Below are 25,144 nucleotides of genomic sequence, written 5' to 3'. Positions count from 1 at the left end.
CACCAATTCAAAGTGCGTTGATTGAGAGATAAAAAGCTCAATGAGCGTTCGATACCGGAACCTGAAAATGCATAACTGTAGATTGATCGGTTTTGCGCCACTTAGATATAAGTATAAAGGTTATAGGGTTAGGATATCTGAGAAATCGGATGTCCTTTTTCGTTCGGGCGAAATACTTACAAGTTCTATTGCAACTGTCAAGCCATCCAAACTAAAATCAATGAATTAACTCAATGTTTTTTACCATATTTCCAATACCAGACAACGTTCACTGGGGATACCCAATAAATAACCCAATCTCAGCATCTTAACCAGTATAATGGGATCGATGGCGGGCCAGCCATTACTATGGCAATGCACGTGAAAAGAATGTTTGCTGAGATCGATACCGATAAGTAAAAGGCAGTTGCTCATTAAATGCCGGATAAAAACCCGAACTTTGTCAATAAGCTGTGGGCCATTTGATCTGCCCACAGGAAATATTAACTATTCAGTAGTTCAAGCTAACCGCCAATTTTGCGCGGATTGCTGTAATGTCCAAAGATCATGGTAAATCCCTCGATTTGCTAATAATTGCTGATGTTGTCCTTGCTCAGCAATTTCACCATTATTCATCACCACAATTTTGTCCGCATATTCAATAGATGACAATTTATGCGCAATAACCAGCACAGTTTTATTAGTTATCAATGACTGCATCGCTAATTGGATATCTCTTTCATTTTCTGGATCAAGCGAAGCCGTTGCTTCATCCAAAATAACCAGAGGCGCATTTTTTAGTAATGCCCTTGCGATAGAAAGCCGTTGCAATTCTCCGCCAGAAAGGTGTATCCCATCAGCACCAATTTTCGTATTCAATCCATCAGGCAATTTATTCAGTAAACTATCCAATCTTGCCAGACAGCAGACACGCAATAACTCTTCATCATTGGCATCAGGGCAGGCAATTCGCAGGTTATTACCAATCGTATCATTGAGCATATAATTACTCTGGAATACCACACTGATATATTGCTGCCAATATTCCACCTCCATAGAGGCAATATCGACTTTTTGGTTGCCACTACCTACCCAAATACTTCCTGCAGAAAGTTGCCAAAAACGAGCTATTAATGCAGCCAGCGTTGATTTTCCTGAACCAGATGCTCCAACCAAAGCGGTCACTTTATTCGCTTCAATAGTTAGATTTATTCCTCGAAAAATTTCTGGTTTATCGGGATACGCAAAATACACATTATCTAATTCAAGCGTCATATTATTGAGCTGCGGTCGAGTATTTCCCTGCGATAATTCAGGCAATTCAAATACTTTTTTAACCCGTTCTGTTGCCAGACTAAAATAATTCAACTCAGCCAGAAACATTGACATATTCAATAATGGCCGGAAAAAACGCACCGCTGCAATAAGAAATACCAGTACCTCCGCTAATGACAAGGTATGCCCCAACCACCCCCAAGTCAGTGCGATCAACAATACGATAAATCCGCATTCCACCAGCAAATTAAAACTGTATATCGGCCAGACGCCCGCTTTTTCAGCAGTCAGCGATTGCTGATAAGTCGTCGTAAGTACATTGTTCAAACGGCCAAAAGCCTGACCAAGCATCCGATAAGATTTCAGCACTTTCAGGCCATCAATATACTCCATCAAAGCATCATTAAGTTTGAACAGTAATTGCTGCATCCAACTTTGCCAGCGGCGCGCATATTGTCTCATCAGTAAATAAGCACACACCGCCAGAGGTAAAGTTGAAAGCATAGCCAACGCCATACGCCAATCTTTTAATAATAATCCGATAGAAAAGAAACAGAGTACAGAAGCCGTTGCAATTATTGGCGCATACAAATGCGTGAAGATATGTTCAATCATATCAATATCTTTCAGCAATGTATTATTTACACTATTCATATCCGTCCGTTGGAAAAACCCCATCGGCATACGGCGCAAATGTTCTCCCAAGTTTTTACGTAATGTACGCCCGGCATCGAAACCAATCAGTGCAATATTGAAATAAAGTGTACGAGCCAGTAATACCCGAACCAACATCAAAGCCGCACAACCACCTACCAGTTTAAACTGATACATCATATCGGGCATATCAGAGAGCATGTCGAGAACGATGTAGTAAAGAAATGCGTAAGGCGCTGATGCCAGAAAAGCATCTAGTATGGAGAGAGCCACCATACTGGAAAGCCCTTTCAGTGGTTTTCCAATCAGACGAGAAAGGTTAAACGCCTTAAACATGTGAAACCTCCTGGCTACGCATAGCCACATGCCAGCTTTTTGCCGCCTGATGAGCATCCCACATATTCTGATAAAGCTGGCAACCCTGCAAAAGTTGCTGATGCGTTCCTTCCGCCACTTTACCTCCATTATCCATCACAATGATTTTATTAACATTGACCAGTGTATTCAGCCGATGAGCAATCACCAGCACTGTGCGCCCTTTCATCAAATGGGACAGTGCCTGCTGGATTTTCACTTCATTTTTCGCATCCGCATAAGCGGTCGCTTCATCCAAAATTAAAACCGGAGAATCTTTTGCTATCGCTCTGGCAATAGAGAGCCGTTGAGCCTGCCCACCACTGAGCGAACCCTGCTGAACCACTGTTTGATATCCTTGCGGCAATTCACGAACAAATTCATCAACGCAAGCCGCTTTAGCCGCAGCAATAATCTGCGATTCGGTAATATCCTGGTTCCCCATCCTGATGTTATTCATAATGGTGTCTTCAAAGATAAATACATCCTGAAAAACAAAACTAACCAGCGACATTAATTGATCCAAAGGCATCGCGGTAATATCGCTTCCCCCAATCGAAATACAACCTTGCTGATACTCATATAACCGGGGAATAAGTTGAGCGGCGGTGGTTTTCCCTGCCCCAGAAGGGCCGACAATCGCAGTAATTTCCCCTTGCCGAGCGATAAAAGAGAGAGCATCTACCGTAGGAATAACCGCATTATTATGGCGGAATGTGACATGTTCAAAACAGATATCACTACCCTTAATTGGCTGTGGAACAGCCCCTTCACGCTGCCGGGGCTGCTCAGAAAAATCACGGATATTTTCCACACCTTTTAGCATTTCGCTGAACATACCCGCAAATTGCAGTAAGTTGTAGAGTGGTTCCATCAAGCCAATTCCCAACAGCATGAAGATAAATAATGTCGCCAGCGCCACATCCCCTTGGGCATACAGCCAGATACCAACGGGCATAATACATAACAATCCCAAATCCAACGCCAGCTTAAACAATGCCGCTGGCATTCGGGTATCGACAAGCCACCCTGTGACTAACCGATGATGTTGTTCCACGGCATTGGCATACCGCTGATGGGAATCTACGGTCATATTGAAAGCTTTGACCAGTGGCATACTTTTCACAAAATCCACTACGCTGGTATGCAAATCTGCGACAACCTGATGATAAGCTCTAATACGCGAATCAAACCCCTTGAAAATCCAGCACTGCATGGCAATGGCTAATGGCAAAGGGATCAACGCCAATAACGCCAACCTCCAGTCAAAGAAAAACAGCAATGTGGCCGCTGCCAGCGGTGAAACAATAGCGGCAGCGATATCCGGTAAATGGTGAGCAATGAATGTTTCAATTCTACCAATATCGTCTGAGATAATTTTCTTCATTGTTGCAGAGGTATGACGATTAGATGCTCCCAACGGCAAATCACCCACTCGTGCAATCACTTTGCGGCGTAATTCAAACAGAAGCTGGAAAGCCGCTTTATGCGATAGTAAACCGGAAAATAGTTGCAATATTATCTTGCCAGCCAACGCCATGACTGCCAAGCCAACCAGCCACCATACCTGTGATGCAGCCGCATCCGGCTGATGCAGAAAAGTATCTATCAGACGATAGATCAACACATAAGGCACCAACGCCAACAAAGAGTAGATAACGGCTAAGGTCATGGAAGCGATCACTCTTTTCTTCTGAGTCCCGATCAGTTTCATCAACCAAGAAAAAGCGCTGTCATCTGATTTCATTGTTGTACCTCAACTCGCTGAAGCTGAACAGACGGACGGTTAATCATAGACAAAGACAGACGGAAGCAAATGGTCACAATAATAATTGTGGTAACACTTCCTGCAACCGCCGCATAGAACGCATTGGTAAATCCCCAATAGTGCGCCAGCGTTCCGGCAATGACCATTGCCGCACTACTACCAAGCACTTCACAACATTGCAGCAAGGTAAAATTGGTTCCTGGCTGAATAACATCCTGTTTGCTATCTCCTTCGCTCCAGCGCATGAAACAAGAGAAGAAAGAAACACAGCTCAGATTGAAAAAGAAACCTTCCAACATAAAGAAGATAAAGACCATTGTGGGATCTGTTGATGATACCGTGAGTGAAATCGCCAGTCCTAACCAACATAACGCACTGGCAATCAGTCCACTTAATGCCAAAGCCGGGCTGGAAAACCAGCGATGAAGAAAACCCGCAGCCAGCGCTCCGGTAATATAACTGATAATTAATACACTGCCGGAAATCAGAGCAATAAATTCCAGATTAACACCCATATCGACGAGCAGAGGCGATATCAATCCGGCACCAAGCGTACTGGCAAATTTAAACAACAATGCCATCAGAATAACCGGCAAACTTCCCTGACGACGGAATATTTTCCAGACGGAAGCACTGCCCGGTTTAACGGGAAGCTGCTGATCGATATTGAATTTATCCTTATTAAGCATAAATGGGATATGGCAAACTATCTGAACCAGTAAAAAGAACAGCACCATGTTGTGCCAACCCACAGAGCTGAAAACATAAAGGCTGAGAATACCACCAACCAGCATCCCCAAACTAAACCCAGCAACTTGACCGACATTCACTTTGACATGACGACTGCCTGCAAAAGTGCGCACTGCCAGAGCATCAACCGCAACATCTTGGCTGGCATAAAGAAGATTGATGAATGTGAGTATGATTAGCAAACCGATGACATCAGTTTGTGGGCTAAAAAACCACAGAGAAGCGATAGCAAGCAATGAAAGTATTTTAAATAGTTGAATCCAGGCTAATCCGGCAGAAAGTTTGCCAAATCCCCACGGTTTATGGTTTTCAATGAAAGAAGCCCAGATAAATTTGAATGCCCAGGGTAACATGCATAAACCAATAAGGCCGATAAACTGCATATCAGCCCCTTGTTGCCGTAAGATCCCCGGCAAAGCAAAAATTGCCAACCCCAAAGGAGCACCTTGCGCGCAATAAAGGCCAAATAAACCAATAAGGTTATGATTATATTTCATGATATTTCCTAAATTTATTGATTGCGCAATGATACTATGAAGCAGCAATATTACTATTGATATAGTCAAATAAAACTGAAGATTGATCATTGAGGTAAAAATGCCCGCCATCAAACACTTTCAGTTCAAATTTCCCTTTAGTTATCCACTGCCACTGCGCCATCTCTTCCGAAGAAACCTCCGTATCGCGTTCGCCGGCACAAGCAAATACCGGGCAATCAAGTTGTTGCTGACAACGGCGTTGATATGTTTCGATAGCCTGAAAATCCGCACGGAAAATAGGCATTAACAACGCCTTCAATTCAGGCATTGCCTGATAATCAATCGCAGAACCGCCCAGAGAAGTAATTTTATTCAACAATTGCTGTTCATCTCGACGGTGATAATCATTACCACTATTTTTGTGTGGCGGCAGACGGGCAGAAACAAATAATGCACAGATTTTTCTACCCTGTTGTTGCATACGCAATGCCACCTCAAAGGCCAGCGCAGCACCCATGCTATGCCCAAAAAAATAAGTCGGACGTAAAGGCAAAATATTCAATGCCTCGACCAAGCTGTCTGCCAACTGATGAATACAAGTTTGTAACGGCTCGCTAATTCGCGAGCCATGTCCTGGTAATTGAACGGCATAAACCGCAGTATCCTTTGAGATCCCGTCACGCCAGGGGATAAAATATTCTGCTCTGCCCCCGGCATAATGAAAACAGATTAGTTGGCTACCGGTTCCCGGCTTTATCAGTCGCATTGCTCTATCAAGCGATACCTTATCAAACATAGTGAACATCCCCCTGTTGTTTCAGAAATTCACTGATCTCCGGTTGAGGTGGAACAGGATCAGGCACATGCAAACTTTCTGGGTTGCCAACCTTACTCATTAAGGTTTTCCAAACAGAAGCCATTGTCAGTAAATATTGCGCCATGCGGGGATCAGGCCGTTCCATCTGTATGGCAAATTGCCGCAAAGCATGACGAATAGCCTCAGGCCAATGCTGATTAGTGATCTGTTCCAGACTTGGGCAACAGTCATACAATGAAACAGCCGTTGGCGGTTTAAAGTAATGGGTAGCCTGTTGTGGTAATAGAGGCTCCCTTACCCCACTGGTTGTACGTTGGCGTGGTATATGGAAGCGTGAATTCCACAATACCGGACCATGTGTATTCACCAGCAGCAAATTACCACTGGGCAGACCGACACAAATGCGTTGCATAATGTGGAAATGGTTATCCGGATCGCCGGGATCAAGCTGATTCTGCAAATTCAGGATTAACGGTATCCCCATAATAACCCCTTGAATAGTGGTATAAGGCGGATAACTGGCGGCCTGCGTCAGTAATTGTTTATCCCAGTGATGGGCGTCGCCAAAAGCAAAAGGAGTGAATTTTCCTAATGCACGCCCCAAAATATCCAGCAAACCGCAAATTACTTGAACGCCACAGGTGGCTTCAATAAATAAAGGTTGCTGATGCTGCATAGCCTGTTGCAAATAATCAGTAAATTGCCGTACTGCCGGAACATTCGGATAGTGCGTATTGACCGAGTAACAGCAATTATTCTGGCGAGCCAGTTTCAAACATTCCGCCACATCACGCTGATAAACCGGATGTTCCTGTAAAACATGAATGCCTCTGCTCAACAATTGTTTTGTCAGTTCACTGCCCGCGCCACCGACAATGGCAGAACGTACCACAACACAAGCAATATCAATATCATCCGGCAACTGGGAAACGTGTTCATACAAAGGTACCTGATATTCAGCCGCCAGCCGCTGCGAGCGCTCACTGCCACGGGCAATAATGCCCGCCAGTTCAAAACCGGGAAAATGGGTTTTAAACGCTGACAAATAAACCTGACCGAACAACGTACCACAGACGATAACACGTAATGGACGACTCATAGTTCCCCCTCAATATAATCTGTACTTTGACGCTGTTTCATTTCTATCTGCCAGTATTCAAAGGCCCCCATGTGCTCAAGCCCTGATAATAACTGCTCTGCATCAGCTAAATCAGATAGCCATTTCAACCCTGATTGTGGTGTTTTTAGCATCATATCCGCCGCCAATGCAGCAACGACTCCGGTAAAACGGTAACTATCAGTAAAACGTCCTTTGGCAATAAACGTCACGGATTGCCCCACCAGTACGCCTTCTGCTTCCAGCAAAATATGTTGCTGTTGACCATAATGATGCGTTAGTTCTTCACTCTGGCTGATTAGCTGTTTAATTCCCTGCTCACCATTAAATTGATCTGTCAGCAATAGCTGACGATCCGCCAGTAAATTAAATGCAGCGAAATCAACCAGATTGAGTTGACGGGCAACTCTTTCCAACTCAAAACTGAGATATGGTAGGGCATCAAATGCCCTGTTAGCGGTTTCAGGCTGAACATTTTTTTCTATGGCTGCCCGTTGTAGCGTTCCTCCAGATAAGATATGACCTGCTTTACCATTCTGCTCATTCAGGCTATCAATAAAATCAATGGCGGAAGTCACCGTAAAAGGTTCTATTCCTCCAAGATATGACCGCATTTTACTCACTGATTTCAGCCGGTTTGCCGCTAAAAAAGGTAAAATCGAGGCAAATCCCGGCACATATCCCGCGCCCAAGACACAAGCTGATTTCTGTAATAAAGGCGCTAATTTCTCATCTGCGGCTAATTTCTGCCAAACAATAGGCTCTCCCGCAACATCCAGATAATGCGTTGCCGAAGCCAATGCTGCTCTGGCGATTCTGTCCTGAATTTGCGAAGCAGGACCTGCGGCATTAATGATCAAAGAAAATGGCTGACAAAGTTCAGTCAGTGCTTTTTCATCAAATAAATCTATCTGATGATAATCAGCTAATTCAGCACAGGGACGACGCCCTGCACCCGACACCTGATAACCCAATTGATTTAATGCGGTAACGACAGAACGGCCTACTGCGCCCGTGGCGCCTATTACCAGAATTTTTCTATCCCAATTCATTTAGCTTACCTGCGCTTTGTTCTGCTCAAGATGGTTTACCAATGGCATCACATTATCCGATTTAATACAGTCAAAATGGTCGCCATTCAGTGAAAGATAATTGACGTTTCCAAGACAATATTGTTGCCAGAATTCTTTCATGTCCTGCTGGAGCGCAGGCAGCAAATAGGTATCACTATTTTGGCAGGCAAACGTCAGATCACCGGCAAAATAGTCTGGCTGATAACGACAAACACCCCGAATGCTGTGACGGAAAACAGAACACATCCGGATCAACTCTTTCTCAGCAATCTCATTTTTACGAATAGCACTGACCAATTGCTGTAAACGCTGATCTTCCGGGATATCTACTACGGCCATATAAGCATCGGCAAAGGCATCCATTCCGCGGGTACGGGCATATTCAGCGACGGAATGCCGATCAATTACCTCTGGCTTCTCCGCCAGCAAAGCTTCATAAACAGTTTCCAGTTGTTCCTGAGGCAACGGCCACGGACATTCCACTGACAATCCCCAGATAATCGCCATATCTATCATCAATGGGTCATCAATCAGGTAAGGGATCTGATAACTGCTGGCAATCGTTACGGAGGCAACCGGAGTCTGATTTTCCATTGCCTGACGCGCCATTTCAAAAGCCAATAACCCACCCATGCAGTAACCAAATAAATGGCAATGACCAGGCAAAGATTGAATATCACGCAGATAATGCCGTGCCAATTGAGAAATTAACTGCTCAGACGGAATTTGCAGGAAAGCTTCTGTATCTACCACACTCAGCGCATAAACCGGCCCGGAAAGTTTTTCGGTCAAAGGCAAGCAAGGCAGTACTGTACCACTGCCTTCATGCAGAATAACGACCGGATCACCATGACCTTCCTTCAACAACGTCAAACAAGCATGGTTATCTGATGCTCTCTTATCCTGCACTGACTGCGTACGCAAAAATGCCGCCAATGCACGAACAGTTGGCTGCTGTAGTACCTGACGCAAGCTACCTTCCCACGGAACGTTATTTTCCCCAAGTTCCTGACGAATCCGGCTCACCCACTGCGTTATTAATAATGAGTCACCACCGCTGGCGAAGAAATCATCATCAAGACCAATATTATTATGCCCAAGCAGTTCCCGGCACAACGTCAGTAAGGTCTGTTCCAGTTCGTCACTGCTGTTGCTTTCTGCTACTGGTTCATTCCCGCTATGCTCCGGTAAATCCGGCATACCTTTACGATCCACTTTGCCATTAGCTGTCACAGGCAGACGATCAAGTACGGTAAGGCGAGCAGGCACCATATAAGCAGGCAGTTGTTGTTTTAATGACGCCAACAATTCTGTGCTGCTACATGGTTTACGATTGAGGTTAAATTGCGCCAAAATAAAACTCTGCCCCAATTGATAAAGCGCGTCTTCTGCTGGCGGATAAGCCCATAACGTCTCCGCACCCACATCGTTCATGGCATTAAGCCAGTTTTTCTGCGGCATAAACGGCGAATCCAGCTCCAGCCGTTCATCGGCAAAATCACTCAGACCGTGCTTAAATTCCATAGAAGTCATCAACTGGTAATTATCCCGTGTCGCTTCAATCACCAGCAGCCATCCATCCGGCGCCAATAACTGACGCAGATGTTCTAATCCCTGACGAGCAATAACCGCATTGTGCAGAACATTAGAAGAGACAATCATGTCAAACTGACCACAATCCAACCCTTGTTCCACCGGTGTACGATTGAAATCAAACAACCGGTAACGAATAAAATCAAACTGCTGATAACGCAATTTGGCCTCATTCAGGAAGAATGGTGAAACATCGGTAAAGGTATATTCGACTTTCCAGCCTGCCAGTTTCGGGATCAGTACGTTACTGGTGCCGCCCACACCAGCCCCAATTTCCAAGACCCGCAGGCAACGCCCTTCCTCATGGTTAATCTGAGCCGCTTTTTGTTCAGCCGCAGCCAGCAACAAGCGATTCATCATTTTACTGATCAGATTGTTTTGGTAAGTTTTGGTCGCCACATCCAACTTGCCATCAGGGAACAACAAATTCAGCGGATCTTCTTTGCCTTGCAACAATTCCGGCAGACATTGGCTACTGCGTTCCAGATAGGTAAGCAAGCCTTGGTCATCATCCAATGCTGACATCAAGTCATAACATTGTTGCCAACACTGCTTGATTTCATACTCTGAAACATCAGCATTGAGCTGGTAATACTCACCTTGCTGCTGAATTAGCTGATGCTGAACCAACGCTCTCAGCCACCGGCGTGTTAATTGCCGGTTTTCTGCCGCAATACTGCCGTTTTCCATCACAGAATCGAGGGTAGCAGACTTTCCTGCCTGTAAAGCACCGACATCTACCAACGCACCCGCCATATGCAACAGGGCTACACGATCAAGGAACCAAACCAGCTTTTCTACCTTTTGCTTATCTATCGTTGCTTCAATATTGCTGGCAACTGAGCGTACTTTTTGTAATGCCATCTCATAGCGTTGATACAGCTTTTCTGCCCGTTCCAACGAATTTTCTGTCGCCGCTTCAACGAAAGCATGTAATTCCTGATTATGTTTATCCCCTTTTACGACAACCGCAGCCTGAGCCACACTATTATGTCGTTCCAACACGGCTTCTATCTCACCCGTTTCCACCCGATAACCACGAATTTTTACCTGATTATCACAGCGTCCAAGAAACTCAATAATGCCATTGATGGTATAACGCCCCCGGTCTCCCGTGCGATACCAGCGTTGTCCCTGGCTGTCAGTGATAAAGTGATGGCGAGTTTTTTCTTCATCCTGCCAATAGCCTTGGGCAACACCACGGCCACCAATCCAAAGTTCTCCCGCAACCCAGTCAGGACAAGGTTCCCCACGGAGATCCAAAATACGGAACTGCTGATTAGCCAATGGCGTGCCATAAGGAATACTGTTGTGATAGGTTTTTGAAGGTTCTATCGGCCATATATTTGACCAAATAGCAGCTTCAGTCGCCCCACCCAGGCTGAACTGATAAGCATCTGGCGCATGCTGATAAATAGCGGTTGGCAAATTAAGCGGGATCCAGTCACCAGACATCATCACACAACGCAAGCTACCAATGGATTCCTTCCCACCTTCAGACAGATAGCGGGTCAGCATCGTCATTTGCGCTGGGACAGAGTTCCACAACGTCACCTGATGCTTATCAATTAGCCGCGCCCATTGTGCAGGGTTTTGTAAATCCTGCTCCTGCGGCAATATCAGCGCGCCACCTGCGCTAAGTACACCAAAAATATCGTAAACAGAAAGGTCAAAACTCAGCCTCGCCAGTGCCAGCATGCGGTCAGTCGATGTGACATTCATACGGCGATTGATATCGCTGATGGTATTCAGCGCCGCATCATGGCTTATCATCACGCCTTTCGGCTGCCCGGTACTCCCGGAGGTATAAATAATATAGGCCAGATTATGCGGGTCATTTTGCTTCACTGACACAACGGAAGTCGTTGCCAGCTCTGACAGATTCTCTGTGCTAGCAGCATTAAACCCCTGTTCCCGCAACTGTTGGGCTAAAACTTCATTATCTGTCAATACTGCACTAACCTGTGCATCAGTAAGAATTTGTAATATCCGTGGTAACGGTTGTGAAATATCAAGTGGCAGATAAACACCACCAGCGATTAGAATCGCCAGGGTTGTAATAACCTGCTCCGCACCTTTCTCCATCAATACCGCGCTATGTCCACCTTGAGGCAAAAAGGCAGCCAATTTTGTGGCGCGTGTTACCATCTGTTGGTAGGTCACCTGCCCACATGCATCAATCAGCGCCAATGCATCAGGCGTTTTACCGGCCTGTTCTAGGATACCCTGATGTAATAGCGCCGATTTAATCACTTCCTCAGTCGCATTAACCTGTTGCCGTATTTTTTGCTGGTACTCAGGCAGATTAATGACGAGTACCTGATCCCACACATCAACATGTTCCAGTACCTGATGTATCGCGCCAGTAAAGCAATTGAACATATCGCGGATGAGGTCTAGCGGGAATACTCCCTCCATGATATCCCAGTTGACCAATAACCCTCCGTTACGGGCCATCACCTGGCAATCAATCCATACCTGTGGGGTCTGGCTGATACCATAGCCAATCTCAATATCCATCGGTAATTGGCTGATAATATCCTGCGCCTGCTCTTTACCCTCGCCAACTAATGCACTGGTAAATACTATCGGCATTCTCGCAGCTTCTGCTCCCCTCTGTCGTGCCAGCTCACGCATCACCTCAATACCGCTGAATGCGTTATGCTCCAAATCCTGCCACAGTTGCGCCTGTAGATTTTTCACCCGTTCCAGTAAGGAGAGTGGCTGGCTGATATCCGCCTGTAATAGGCTAACGCTGGTAAAATCCCCAACCATCCGGTGAATATCTTCATGAAGATCACGGCGGTTCATTACGGTCAGATTGAGGCAAAAAGATTTCGTTTCTGACCAGCGAACAAGTGTTTCACTAAATAGCGCCAAAAGCAGTGCAGAAGGAGAGACGCCCTGCAAACGACAATGTTGTTGCAATTGCTCCCACTGCTTAATCGTGAGTTGCAAATCGTAACGACTGAAACGAGGAACAACGCCACTTTGTACTGGAAGGTGAGGTAATTGTGGGCTGGCCGGCAACTCAGGCAGACGTTTCAACCAATATTCACGCGCGCTGGCATAACTGCGCTGATGGTGGCGGCGGCGCTCAAACTCCATCACATCACGGAAACTGGCCTGCAATGGAGCAAGTTCTGTCTGAGGCTCTTGATAACCTTTTAACAGTTCTGCCAGCAAAATTTGTACACTGAGAAAATCCGCAATCAGCAAATCAATACTGAAATGAAGGCAGGATTTCCCTGCCGCTTGGCTGACTTTCAGATCAAATAGAGGCCAACAATCTGTCTGATAAACCCGGTGAGACAGGGTTTGTCGAAGTTCTTCCTGCGAAGAGGAATCGCAATCAATAGTAAAACGATCCACTTCCGGCAAAATCTGTTGCTGCCCCTGAACAGTGAATACTGCCCGCAACATATCGTGGCGTTGGATCAGTTGATTCCATACCTGTTCAAGGCGTTTAACGTCCCAATGTTCAGTCAGAATCTCAAAATAGCCGTGACAACCAACACCACCATAATCGAACATTGCATGACGCCCGACAAAATAGGCTGACTGCACATCACTTAGAGCAAAAGGCAAATGCTTCTGTGCCGGGTTTATCACAAAACTCTGTGGTTCCTGCCACTCCTGTATTAACGCAACAATTTGTGGTTTCAAATTTTTCAACTGAGCAATAACATGAGGATTCATCACTCCCTCAGGCGCGCGAAACTTCAACGCATCACCTTCCAGCCAGAATTTAGCCTGTTGTTGTTCAAGTTGCAGTAAAAGCTGAACAGCTTGTTGTGGCGCTGATAGCTGTACTGTTTTTTTCTGTATCGTTTCCTGGCTATTCATAGAGAACCTTCCTCAAAAATCATTTCCGCTTCTTCTGCGGGTGCGGATTGTAGTTGTTGCGCCATACGTGCAATAGTTTGCAGGTTAAAAACCTGCCAGAGTGGCAAATCAATGTTATGACACCGCCTCAGTTCAGAAGTGAAACGGGTTGCAATAAAGGAGTCGCCACCAAGGGCAAAGAAATTGTCATGAACGCTGAGTTGCGTCAGATTAAGTAATGGCAACAGCACATCTGCCAGCTGTTTTTCCAATGGGCTTTCCGGCAATGTATCCATAGCTTGATTGACAACATGCCGTAGTTGTTGCTCAATCATTTTGCGATCTAGCTTGCCATTGTCTGTCAACGGCCAGCAAGACAACCAACCAAACTCGACCGGAACCGCATATTCTGGTAATTGTGCTGACAGTTGCTGCCGCAACAGCGACCAATCCGGCTCTTGTGATGCTAAAACGCAAGCTGAGAGGGATGGACGTTCGCCACGTCGATTAACAAATACCAACGCATCTTCAATACCATCACAACCTTTCAGAGCCTGTACGATCTCACCCAGCTCAATACGGTAACCGGAAATTTTAACCTGCTGATCACGCCGTCCCAAGAATTCCAGTACGCCTGTTGGGTGATAACGGCCCATATCACCAGTACGATACCAACGCTCCCCTTGCCAGAAAATAAACTGATTGGCAGTGCGCTCATCATCACCGAAGTAACCTAGCGCCACACCATGACCACCAATCCACAGTTCACCGGCAACCCAATCAGGACAATCCTCCGTTAGTTCATTGACTACACGGAAACGCTGATTCGGTAACGGTAATCCATAAGGAATAGAATTCCATTCAGGATCAAGCTCATCCACTAACCAGTAATTCGACCAAATGGCCGCTTCGGTCGCGCCCCCCATAGAAACCAGTTGTACCTGTGGTATCCAGCGTTTCAAACGCTCAGGCAATGCAAGGTTAATCCAGTCACCAGAGAGCATGACCAGACGCAAACTAGTAAGCGCATCGGCCTGTTCACCGTTTTCACTCAGTAACAGCGCCATTTCCAGTAAGGCTGGCACACTGTTCCATAACGTTATCTGGTGCTGTTTTATCAGAGTCAACCAATGTGCAGCGTCCTTGGAATAGGTTTCAGGTACCGTGACCAAAGTCCCTCCCGCTGACAACACACCAAAGATATCCCACACAGAAAGGTCGAAATGCAGTGCAGACAGCGCCAGAACTTTGTCCTGTTTACCAACACAATGCTGCCGATTGATCGCTTCAATAGTATTGACCGCAGCACCGTGACTGATCGCTACGCCTTTAGGTACGCCAGTGCTGCCAGAAGTGAAAATAATGTAAGCCAGATCTTGAGCTTGTGAATGCCAGAGTTGAATCACCGTTGTTGTCAGCGGTGACTGGTTAATATCAACAATTGCGACAGATTCCGTCCATTGCAAGTGGCTATCCGCCACAACACAAATCAACCCCGCCTGCTGAGCAACCTGTTCCCGGCGCAGTACCGGCCACTCGACAGAGATTGGAACATAAGCCGCGCCCAACCACTGAACAGCCAGTACTGCGACGATTTGTTGATAACCCCTCGGCAACGCAACACCAACACAATCACCCGCACAAATGCCTTGTTCAACCAAAACCTGGGCTAATCGTTGCACATGTTGCTCTAACTGCTGATAACTGACCTGCTGCTCACCATCAATAATCGCTGTTCGATCCGCAAACTGTGTCATCGCCTGCCCAACACGCTGATGCATTGGTGCAAAACTCAATTCCTGATGCGTATCATTAACCCGTTGACGACATTGCTGCTGTTGTATCGGCAGCGCTACATTCACCTGAGTACGCCAGTCCGGGGTCACACTTAACTGCGTCAGCAAATCACAATATGCGCTGAACATCGTATCAATCATACCTTGCGGGAACAGGCCATCAACCACATCCCAGTTGAAACGTAATTCTCCATCCTGTTCATATACCTGATGATCGATCCAAACCTGAGGAGTCTGAGAAATTCCCCAGATAGCCGGCGGGAAAGGTTGTGCACTCTCTTGATAAGGCATGACTTCTGCCCCTAACGCACTGGTAAACACGACGGGCATAGCCAAATCGGTAACTTGCCGTTGTTTATTCAATTCACGGATAACCCATACAGCCGAAACATCAGTATGAGCCAGATCTTGCCAAAGCTGTTGCTGTAATCGCTGTGCTCTGTTAAGCCAGTTTTCATCGGTTAAATGATGACATTCCAGTAACAGAAGTGAAGTGAAATCCCCCAGAATATGGTTGATATCAGGATGTAATGGCTGACGATCAAACAACGTCACATTGATACTCAATGACGCCGATTCAGACCATTTCGCCAACACTTGTGCATAACAAGTCAGCAATAAACAAGAAGGCGTCACTTGATAATGCCGGGCTTTTTCTGTCAGCGTTTGCCACTGCTGCCGAGGCAAAACAGATTGCCAACGTTTAAACCGAGGCGTACCCAATGACTGCGGATCACAAATCAGTGGCAGCTTTGGCGCTTCAGGTAATTCTGCCAGCCGGGCCTGCCAGTAATTTGCCGATTTACGGCTCTTCTCTTCATCAGAAATCACCGTGGTGAGATAATCTCGGAAACCAATCCCAACGGATGGCAATACTCCTTCCGGTTGCTGATAAAGCTGCTCAAGTTCGGTGAAGAAAATACGCATACTCAAACCGTCAAGGATCAAATTATCCAACCCGATATACAGGCGGTTACGCCCATTATCTGACTGAATCAGCGTCACATGGAACAGCGGCCATTGTGTCGGATCAAGTACCCGATGAGATAAGCGTTCCCGCAATTTACTGGTTTCTTCTGACCATTGCTGATCTGAACAGTGGATCACGTCTAGCGCAGGTTTTGGCTGCTGTGGCAACACCTGTTGCATTCCTTGCTCGTCAAATACAATTCTCAATGCATCATGGCGAGCAATCAAGGCAGATAAAGCCTGTTCTAACCGCATTGCATCAAAAGGCTGGCCTTCGTATTCGTTATAATAATGAGTGGCAACCCCACCGAGACGGAAACCAGCCTGACGCCCCATCAGATAGGCACGTTGTACATCTGTAGGCGGGAATGGCTGATAACGCTCACTTTCCTGATGTTGCAGCTGCATCACTTTTGTTTTTGACAGTTCAGCAAAAGTCATCAAACGAGCAAAGTCACGCAATACCGGGGAGGAGAACACCTGAGCCAGTGTGACATCTACAGCCCCTGCTGATTCCAACGCCACAACAATACGGGTGGCATGTAAACTATCACCACCAAGCAGGAAGAAATTGCTGTCAGCCATTGGTTCTGTTCCCAATACCTGTTGCCAGATTTTAGCCACCAGATATTCGGCTTTTCCTGACAATTCGACACCTTGGGCAGATTGCAGAATTTCCTGTTCTGCCCCGTCTACAGCTAATTGCTCAAGTGCTTTGCGATCTATTTTTCCATTAGCGCTCAATGGTAATTTATCTAAAACATGCAAATACTGCGGCAACATATAAGCTGGAAGATAATTTGTCAGATGCTGTGTCAGTTCGTGGCGATTAACCGTAACGTTGCCACGACAGTTTTTGCACATCAACAGTACAGAGTTTTCACCCATTACCGTGACAGACTGCACGGGTAAATCACTTTGCAACAACTGCTGCTGCCAACGTTTCTTATCCAGTAGTGGATCTTGCTGACCTTGTCGCAGATCAGTAAAACCGTTTTCATCTTGCAGCAGTAACACCGTTAATTGTGCCAGCGGGCTGAGATATTGGCTTTCAAACACCAATACGCCACTGCCAGAAGATGCCAATACTTGCAGATCAGAGATTCCCCGACAGATATCGGCATAACGATGCAATGCGTTATTACTGATGACCAAATCGGCACTATAATCTGCCGTTTCCCGCACTGTGCAAACCTGACTCTGATGCGGATAACCTGACAGACGATATTTCGCCAGTTCACGCAGTGAACCGGCCTGTTCAACCAAGCAATATTCAATCTCCAAATCTGATAATAGACTGAGTAACTTGCCTGCAAACAGACCACTGCGGCCATTCAGCTCTGCGACTCTGACAGGCCGCTGCAATATCGTGGATAACCGACGGATTTGATCCGCAATAAGGGTAATGACCACTTCGGTTTCCGGTGAACCAACAACCAGAACCTCCGGCGACAATACAGGATCGTCGATAAGCATCAGTGGGTTCTGTTTCCCCTGAATGACTTGAACAATCCAGTCACAATACCCATTAAGCGCCTGATAAATTCTGTCCATTCGTGATGCCAGAACCGGTTTGTTATCTGGTTGCCAACCATGATTCAACTGCCAGCCTGTTTCACTTTCAGATAACCATCCCTGATGCGTCAACCACGCCAGCCACTGAATAAATAGTGGTTGATAACGAGGTATCACCCCTGCCTGTTGGTAAAGTATTTCTGCACTTTGCGGCTGAGTGAATGTCAGTTGCAAAGAATCAAGCAATATCTTTTGCAACAGTGACAAAGCGATATGCTGTTCATCATCCTGACTGTTTTCTACCTGAATAAATGATGGCATTTCAGGCAATATATCATCAGCGAATGTTGAAGAATCACCCGTTATAACCTGACCTTCAACGAATAATCTCAGATGTTTCTGTGGTTCAGATAAACACAATGCAACAGCTTTACTGATTGCTGGGTGACGTAAAGCCACCGTTTCAATTTCACCCAGTTCAATCCTGTAACCATTCAGTTTAATCTGGCTATCTTTACGGCCAAGAAACTCAAGGCATCCTCCCTGCCAAAAGCGGCCATAATCTCCGGTCCGGTAATAACGCTGCCCTTGATGCAGAACAAACTGAGCATCTGTTTTTTCCCGATCGCCGTAATAGCCCAGCGCTACACCTTTTCCGCCAATCCACAACTCTCCGGCGACCCAATCAGGGCAATCCCGTTGTTGTGAATCCATGACTCGGTAATGCTGATTAGAGAGCGGATAACCGTAAGGAATTGAGCGCCATTCCGACGGGATAACATCGACATCAATCGCGTTAGACCAGATTGCCGCTTCCGTCGCTCCCCCCATTGCCGTTAATTGAGCCTGACTGCCGACTTCACGCAAACGGGGAAGCAGATCCAGACCAACCCAATCACCGGATAACAACACCTGTTGCAATGAATCCGGCAAGCCACGAGGATCATTTTCAGCAGCCACCAGCAACATATCAAACAACGCAGGGACACTGTTCCAGACTGTCGCCTGTTCCTGATGCAGCTGTTCCAACCACTGTTTTGCTTCCCGCTCATGGCCTATCTCAGGCATCACCAAGGCTCCCCCTGACGCGAGAGGGCCAAAAATGTCATACACCGACAAATCAAAATTCAGTGCCGACAGGGCATATACCCGTGTTTTTTCCTGCTGACCATAACGGCGATTAATATCATCAATTGTATTAGCGGCAGCCTGATGAGATACCACAACACCTTTAGGTGTACCGGTAGAGCCAGAAGTAAAGATGATATAAGCAGAAAGTTCCGGTTCCCCATAAATCACCTGTGATAATGGCAGTCGTGAGTCACCTGTCTGCTCAATATTCAGAACCGCATCAAACCAACCACTAACAAGCTCCTGATATTCGTTATTTGTAATAATCAACGAAATATCCGCCTGACTGATGATGGTCTGTAAACGGGCTGATTGCTGCGCGACATCCAGCGGAACATATACCGCCCCAACACTCAAGCAAGCCAAAACAGCCACAACTTGCTCTGTACCTTTTGGCAACAGTAATGCCAGGTTATCTCCGGCTTTTACTTTTTGCTCTTTCAGCCTGTAAGCCAGTTCCAGTACATCCTGTTCAAGTTTGCCATAACTGAGTCGTTGATGAGGCGTGATAACTGCTGGTGAATCTGCCCACAATGCAGCAATCTCATAAAAACGACGATGCAGCAAACGTGGCGTAAACAGCATGCCATCACGATCTTTAGGCTCTGTACGCTGTTCAATAATTTCCGGCGTGACATAATGCGAAACCGGCTTTAAAAGGAGTTGAGAATTATCTGTAATTGCGCTGATCAGATGAGTCATAAAACTAAACATTTGATCAAGCATGCCTTGAGGGAATAACCCATCGACACAATCCCAGCTGACTAATAATTCGCCTTGATGTTCCATCACCTGGCAGTCAATCCAGACTTGCGGCGTCTGGGATACCAGATAATTCAGTTCTCCCAGCTCATTACCGTTAAGCAGATCACGGCCAAGATTACTGGTGAATACCACCGGCATGGGAACTTGATGCCCGTACATCTGCGACCAGTCCCGCATAACCTGAATCGCGCTGTAATCCACATGATCCAGATCTGACATAAACTGGCGATTGAGAGCCCGGCAATTTTCTAAGATGCTGTTCCCCGCTTGTGTATGACAAGCCAGCAACAATAATGTTGTGAAATCTGCGACTAAATCAAGCAGTTGAGGATGTTCTCCGCGACGGTTGAAAATAGTCAGATTCAGTGTGAAATCCGGCGATTCAGCCCAGCCACGCAATGTCTCAGCAAAGCAATTCGCCAGCAGCATTGACGGGGTTATACCATTGCTGCGGGCAATTTCCTTTAATGATAACCAACGCTGTTGTTCCAGACTCCACTGACGATGATGGAAATCAGGCTTATCAATATGTTCCGGTTTAACTGCCAGCGGTAACTGAGGCGCAAAAGGCAATTGCTCAGCCAATCTGTTTTGCCAGTATTGACGACTATCGATTAACTGATTATCAGCGGCCTGTTCACACAGATATTGCGGGAAGCTGTAATTTAATTGAGGAAGAAGCACACCCGGCATCAAAATAAGCTGACTGAGCTCTCTCAACAAAATCTGAAGGCTCATAGCATCCGCCATTACCATATCGATATTAATATGTAAGCGACTGCTATTTACGGTATGGCTTACTACCACGCCAAATCCACTTTCAATTGTCAGATCTGCAACTTTAGTTTCCAGACGTTTCCTAAGCGTGAATCTTTTCTCTTCCAATAAACTCGGTGAAAGTTGTTGCCAATCATAAGATTCAATGGATACCGGCTGGTAAACCGTAATCTCCCCTTTACCATCACCGGTAATACGCATCCGCAACATATCATGGCGCTGATGTAATTGATTCACTGCCCATTCAATATCGCTGTTCTTCAGTAACGGACAATCCAGTTCCAGATAGACTTGACAAGCGATTCCGCCCAGCGTCTGTTCTTTTTGCCGCCCCGTCCAGTAGGCTTGCTGAACCGAAGTGAGTTCAAAAGGCTCGCCATTCCATTTTATAACCGGCTGTTCTGACTCTTTTGAGACATTTTCAGATTGAGCGGCAGAAAACCAACACTGTTGCCATGCAGCTAATGTTGGCTGCTCGAATAAAGAAGATAATGACAGAATGACATGCTGTTTTTTACACTCATCCACCAGATCCAACATCTGCAATGAATCAATGCCCAAATTAAGCAAGTTATCATCCATTGCTAATGCGTTAGGCTCAGTTCCCAGCACATCCGCTATCCAATTGATAACGAAATCAAAGCCTGTATGACCTGAACAAGATTCGGATTGATCCTGTGTTTCCTGTACAACTAAACGAAGTTCTTCCGGCCAGTAACTGTCACGATTAAATGGATAGAGAGGAAGTTGTGCTAGTGTAAATCGGCTAACCGGCATGTTTCCAGCATACTTAACCCAGTTATAGGATTGCCCTTGTAACCAATCACAAGGATCACTCCCCTTCTCTAACATTTTTACACGATCAACTTGAATTGGCTCAACATGGCGTAAATGCGCGATCAGAGTGGCTAAATTCTGATAGCTGATTAGCGCCCGCCAGCCAAAATGATGATGACGTTTCTTCAACCAACCGTTGAGCAATTCACCGGCTTGTTCCTGATGATTTTCCAGCAAATCCGCCAGTTGATTAGCCATCTGCTGCAATGCTGATGCACTACAAGCTGAAAGCGGCAATAAACCATTTTCAACAAATGGCGCTGGGATAGTGGTGTCAGATAAATTTGCTTTACTCAGCACTAAACCCGCCATTGTGCCGGTAAAACTGAATGAACTGATCGCAACTCGTTCTATTCGGTGGGATTCAGTCTGTTTACTGTAGCGATAACGTGGCATTAACGCTGACAATTTAGCACTGAACGAGGCCAAAGTTGGATGACCAAACCGTTGTTGCTGTTGTATCTGCGCCACAGCCCGAACCACAGAGGCCACACCTGCGGCAGCTTCCAAATGACCGATCTGTGCTTTACAGGCGGCCAACGGCAACGGCTGGTGTCGTTTACCATAAACACTGTCAATCGCTTGTAACTCAATCGGATCACCTAAAGCGGTACCCGTGCCATGCATCTCCAGCAAATCAATATCATCAGGCGCAATATCAGCCTGTTCCAACAATCGCTTAAGCATTGCTGACTGGGCTTGGGGATTCGGAGCAGTCAAGCTGCTACTTTCACCATCCTGAGCGACACAACTGGATTCAATCACGGCCAACACCGGATCACCATCATCCAAAGCCTGTTGATAAGGTTTGAGTAATAGTAATGCCGCACCTTCACCTCTGACATAGCCATCCGCGTCTTCACTCAGCGTAGCGCATCGGCCCTTAGGCGATAACATGCCAGCGTTTATCAATGTCTGTTCAATCTGCGGTGACAGTAAAATGTTAACGCCACCGGCAACAGCAGCGTGGCATTGCCCTTGCTGTAAACTGCGAATCGCCGTATCCAATGCCACTAGAGAAGAAGAGCAAGCCGTATCAATAGTGAGTGCAGGACCGGTTGTTCCATAGAACTTCGCTAATCGGCCAGAACTTGCACTCGTATTAATCCCAGTAGCCAAATAACTTTTGGCATATTCAGGATTATTCAGTTGCAGTAATTGCTGACCAAACTCACTGCCGCTCTGACCGATAAAGAAACCCGTATCCGATTGTTTCAGTTGCTCCGGCAACCATCCGGCCTGTTCGAACAGATGCCAGCTTAATTCAAGCAATAGCCTCTGCTGAGGATCAAGTAATAGTGCTTCCCGACCTGAAATGTTGAAGAAACGGGCGTCAAATTGGTCAATATGTTCCAGAGCGCCAATAGGAAGCGCAAACTGACGAAGTTCTGAATTGTTGGCTTTAACGGCTAACTCTGCTTTTGCCAACCATTGCCCATATTGTTGCCATTTGTTACTTGTTTGCCCCGGTAAGCGACAACTTATCGCAATAATTGCAATCTGTTTATTTCCGGTTGATTCAGATTTTGTGGCAGATACCGTGATTTTTTCATCTGATAATTTATCAATATATTTAGCCAACTGAGTAATAGTTGGGTAAGCAAATAAATCCGCCGGGGTTAGATTACAACGCCAGATTTTATTTATCTGCTGGCAATAGCGGACTGCTAACAGGCTGGTTAATCCCAATTCAGCAAAACCACAGGCAGGATTTGGGTTATCTAAATGAAGCAAACTGCAAAGAAGCTGATAAAGCCAACCGGGCAAGGAAGAAGCTTCTTTTTTGTCAATATCAGACTGCAAAGCAAAGAGCACTTTTAGTTGGCTATTCTCAAAATCAGCCAACATTTGTTTACGTCGGATTTTTCCACTGGAAGTTTTTTTCAACGCGCCATGAGGCAATAACACCACATTCGCCAGTGAAAGCTGAAAATCCGATGCGACTCTGGCAGCAATCTGCCGGGCAATAACCTGTAATTTAGTCGCTTCAAGGTGGCGATAAACTTCGGCAAAGACAAACAACTCACCGCTTTCTACCCGTTGGCAAGCACAAACTCCACCAATTTTTACGTCTTCACATCCCATCTCGATACTGGCTTCAATATCATTTGGCATGTAATTTTCGCCAGCGACAATAATAAGATCTTTATGTCGGCCACAGATATAAAGCTCTCCTTGCCAGATAAAGGCTAAATCGCCTGTCCGCAAATAATAGCTTTTATCTATAGACTGATTAAGACAAGCCATAAAAGTCTGCCGGCTAAGTTCGGGTTTCTGCCAATAACCAGGCGCTTTGGAATCACCATCAACCCAAATTTCACCAACCCGCCCTTCCGGTAATATTTCACCGGTTTCAGGATCAACAATCCGCAGTTTCCATCCACTGACAACCTGCCCTGAACTCACCAGTTCACGACCATTTTCCGCAGGAACAGCGTAACCGGAAGCAAGTCTATCCGCATCAAAACACTGGCTAATGAATGGCATCCCGGCGGGTTTGCGACTGATGACAAGTGTTGCTTCCGCCATACCATAGGCGGGCACAAAGCTCAAAGGGTTAAAACCTGACACAGAAAAGTGACGGGCAAACTGCGGCATAGTTTCAACCCGGATAGGTTCTGCGGCATTCAATACCATTTTAAGCGAAGAGAGATCGAATTCTGCTGCCTGCTCTTGAGTGATACTATCAACGCACAGCTGCCAAGCGAAATCTGGTGCGGCTGTGGAATTTGCAGAATAATCAGTAATCAGTTTTAACCAGCGGGCAGGATCAGCCGTAAAATGGCTGGGAGAAATAAAGTTGCAACAACCGCCAGATAATAGTGGCGTCAATAATCCGCAAAACATGCCCATATCATGATAAAACGGTATCCAATTGGCCGTAATAATTCGTGGCTGGCAATCGCGATGTAATTCAAGCAATATCTCATGTTGGGCCTGCATATTTGCATCAAAATTGCAGACAGCTTTCGGCTTACCGGTAGAACCAGAAGAATATTGAAGAAATACCGGACCATCATTCGGACACATTAGCTCTTTATATTCATTAGCTGATGGTATTTCTGATATATCATTCTCCGTAAGAATATCATCAAGCACAATAACCTGACGACCTACATGCCATTGCCGCTTCTCAATTTCATCAACCGAGCTTTTTAAAGTAATAATATATTCTGGCTGACAATCTTCAAAGATATGATCAATTGTATCCGCTACTCGTCCAAGACGATGACTGGCCGGTAAGTTAACGGGGACAGCGGTAATACCACGGATAATACAAGCTATGAATCCCAAAATAAACTGAGTATTACCCGGTATCAGAATAATCGCTTTAGCATTTTCGCGGTAACTTATATGGCGGGCAATATAGCTACTGAGACAGATAATATCTTTATAGTTAAATTCTTGTGTATTATCCTTAAGGCAATATCTTAAAACCGTTTCGTTAGGCTGTTTATTTGCATATAAATAAAGAGTATCTCTTACCCACCCTGATAAATTATTATTATCATTCATACCTTAATTCCTTATAATTATTACCATCATTTAAAATAATAGTAATAGCAGGCAGTGAAAAATTTATAAACAATGTATAGCATATAAAAGTAGTTAATGAGTTTGACTACTCTTATAAACCACCACAACAGGGATTGTTGTGGTGACCAGTATA

General features: G+C 45.7%; 8 protein-coding genes and 1 pseudogene. All 9 read right to left on the bottom strand.

The window, feature by feature from the left end:
* Window positions 1-246: 246 nt before the first annotated feature.
* Window positions 247-363, bottom strand: a pseudogene (locus AM629_RS25115) (transposase); the annotation flags it as partial.
* Between the two features lie 135 nt (window positions 364-498).
* Window positions 499-2,244 carry an ABC transporter ATP-binding protein gene (locus AM629_RS06535; protein ID WP_054477282.1) on the bottom strand — a complete coding sequence of 582 codons (1,746 nt, stop codon included), beginning with the start codon at window positions 2,242-2,244 and terminating at the stop codon, window positions 499-501.
* Complete coding sequence (locus AM629_RS06530; protein WP_054477281.1) at window positions 2,237-4,009, bottom strand: ABC transporter ATP-binding protein; 1,773 nt, start codon at window positions 4,007-4,009, stop codon at window positions 2,237-2,239. The genes AM629_RS06535 and AM629_RS06530 overlap by 8 nt, the downstream gene beginning before the upstream one ends.
* Window positions 4,006-5,277, bottom strand: a complete 1,272-nt coding sequence (locus AM629_RS06525) for an MFS transporter (protein WP_054477279.1) — start codon at window positions 5,275-5,277, stop codon at window positions 4,006-4,008. The genes AM629_RS06530 and AM629_RS06525 overlap by 4 nt, the downstream gene beginning before the upstream one ends.
* Window positions 5,278-5,311: 34 nt before the next feature.
* On the bottom strand, window positions 5,312-6,055 hold the full coding sequence (locus tag AM629_RS06520; RefSeq protein ID WP_054477277.1) for a thioesterase II family protein: 744 nt from the start codon (window positions 6,053-6,055) through the stop codon (window positions 5,312-5,314).
* Window positions 6,048-7,175: a Gfo/Idh/MocA family oxidoreductase gene (locus tag AM629_RS06515; RefSeq protein ID WP_054477275.1), complete on the bottom strand. Its 1,128-nt coding sequence runs from the start codon at window positions 7,173-7,175 to the stop codon at window positions 6,048-6,050. The genes AM629_RS06520 and AM629_RS06515 overlap by 8 nt, the downstream gene beginning before the upstream one ends.
* Complete coding sequence (locus AM629_RS06510; RefSeq protein ID WP_054477273.1) at window positions 7,172-8,245, bottom strand: NAD-dependent epimerase/dehydratase family protein; 1,074 nt, start codon at window positions 8,243-8,245, stop codon at window positions 7,172-7,174. Before AM629_RS06510 ends, AM629_RS06515 begins: the two co-directional genes overlap by 4 nt.
* Window positions 8,246-13,705, bottom strand: coding sequence for a non-ribosomal peptide synthetase (locus tag AM629_RS06505; protein ID WP_054477272.1), 5,460 nt, complete (start codon window positions 13,703-13,705; stop codon window positions 8,246-8,248).
* Window positions 13,702-24,990: a non-ribosomal peptide synthetase gene (locus AM629_RS21955; protein ID WP_072161828.1), complete on the bottom strand. Its 11,289-nt coding sequence runs from the start codon at window positions 24,988-24,990 to the stop codon at window positions 13,702-13,704. Before AM629_RS21955 ends, AM629_RS06505 begins: the two co-directional genes overlap by 4 nt.
* Window positions 24,991-25,144 lie beyond the last annotated feature (154 nt).

It is taken from the genome of Photorhabdus heterorhabditis, from assembly GCF_001280945.1.
GTDB lineage: Bacteria > Pseudomonadota > Gammaproteobacteria > Enterobacterales > Enterobacteriaceae > Photorhabdus > Photorhabdus heterorhabditis.
The sequence above is the reverse complement of the archived record's forward strand: the minus strand, read 5'-3'. Positions and strand labels throughout refer to the sequence as shown.

Bases quoted from the DNA above. Each gene is read 5' to 3' on its own strand.
- AM629_RS06535 (WP_054477282.1), bottom strand. From the start codon at position 2,244: ATGTTTAAGGCGTTTAACCTTTCTCGTCTGATTGGAAAACCACTGAAA.
- AM629_RS06530 (WP_054477281.1), bottom strand. From the start codon at position 4,009: ATGAAATCAGATGACAGCGCTTTTTCTTGGTTGATGAAACTGATCGGG.
- AM629_RS06525 (WP_054477279.1), bottom strand. From the start codon at position 5,277: ATGAAATATAATCATAACCTTATTGGTTTATTTGGCCTTTATTGCGCG.
- AM629_RS06520 (WP_054477277.1), bottom strand. From the start codon at position 6,055: ATGTTTGATAAGGTATCGCTTGATAGAGCAATGCGACTGATAAAGCCG.
- AM629_RS06515 (WP_054477275.1), bottom strand. From the start codon at position 7,175: ATGAGTCGTCCATTACGTGTTATCGTCTGTGGTACGTTGTTCGGTCAG.
- AM629_RS06510 (WP_054477273.1), bottom strand. From the start codon at position 8,245: ATGAATTGGGATAGAAAAATTCTGGTAATAGGCGCCACGGGCGCAGTA.
- AM629_RS06505 (WP_054477272.1), bottom strand. From the start codon at position 13,705: ATGAATAGCCAGGAAACGATACAGAAAAAAACAGTACAGCTATCAGCG.
- AM629_RS21955 (WP_072161828.1), bottom strand. From the start codon at position 24,990: ATGAATGATAATAATAATTTATCAGGGTGGGTAAGAGATACTCTTTAT.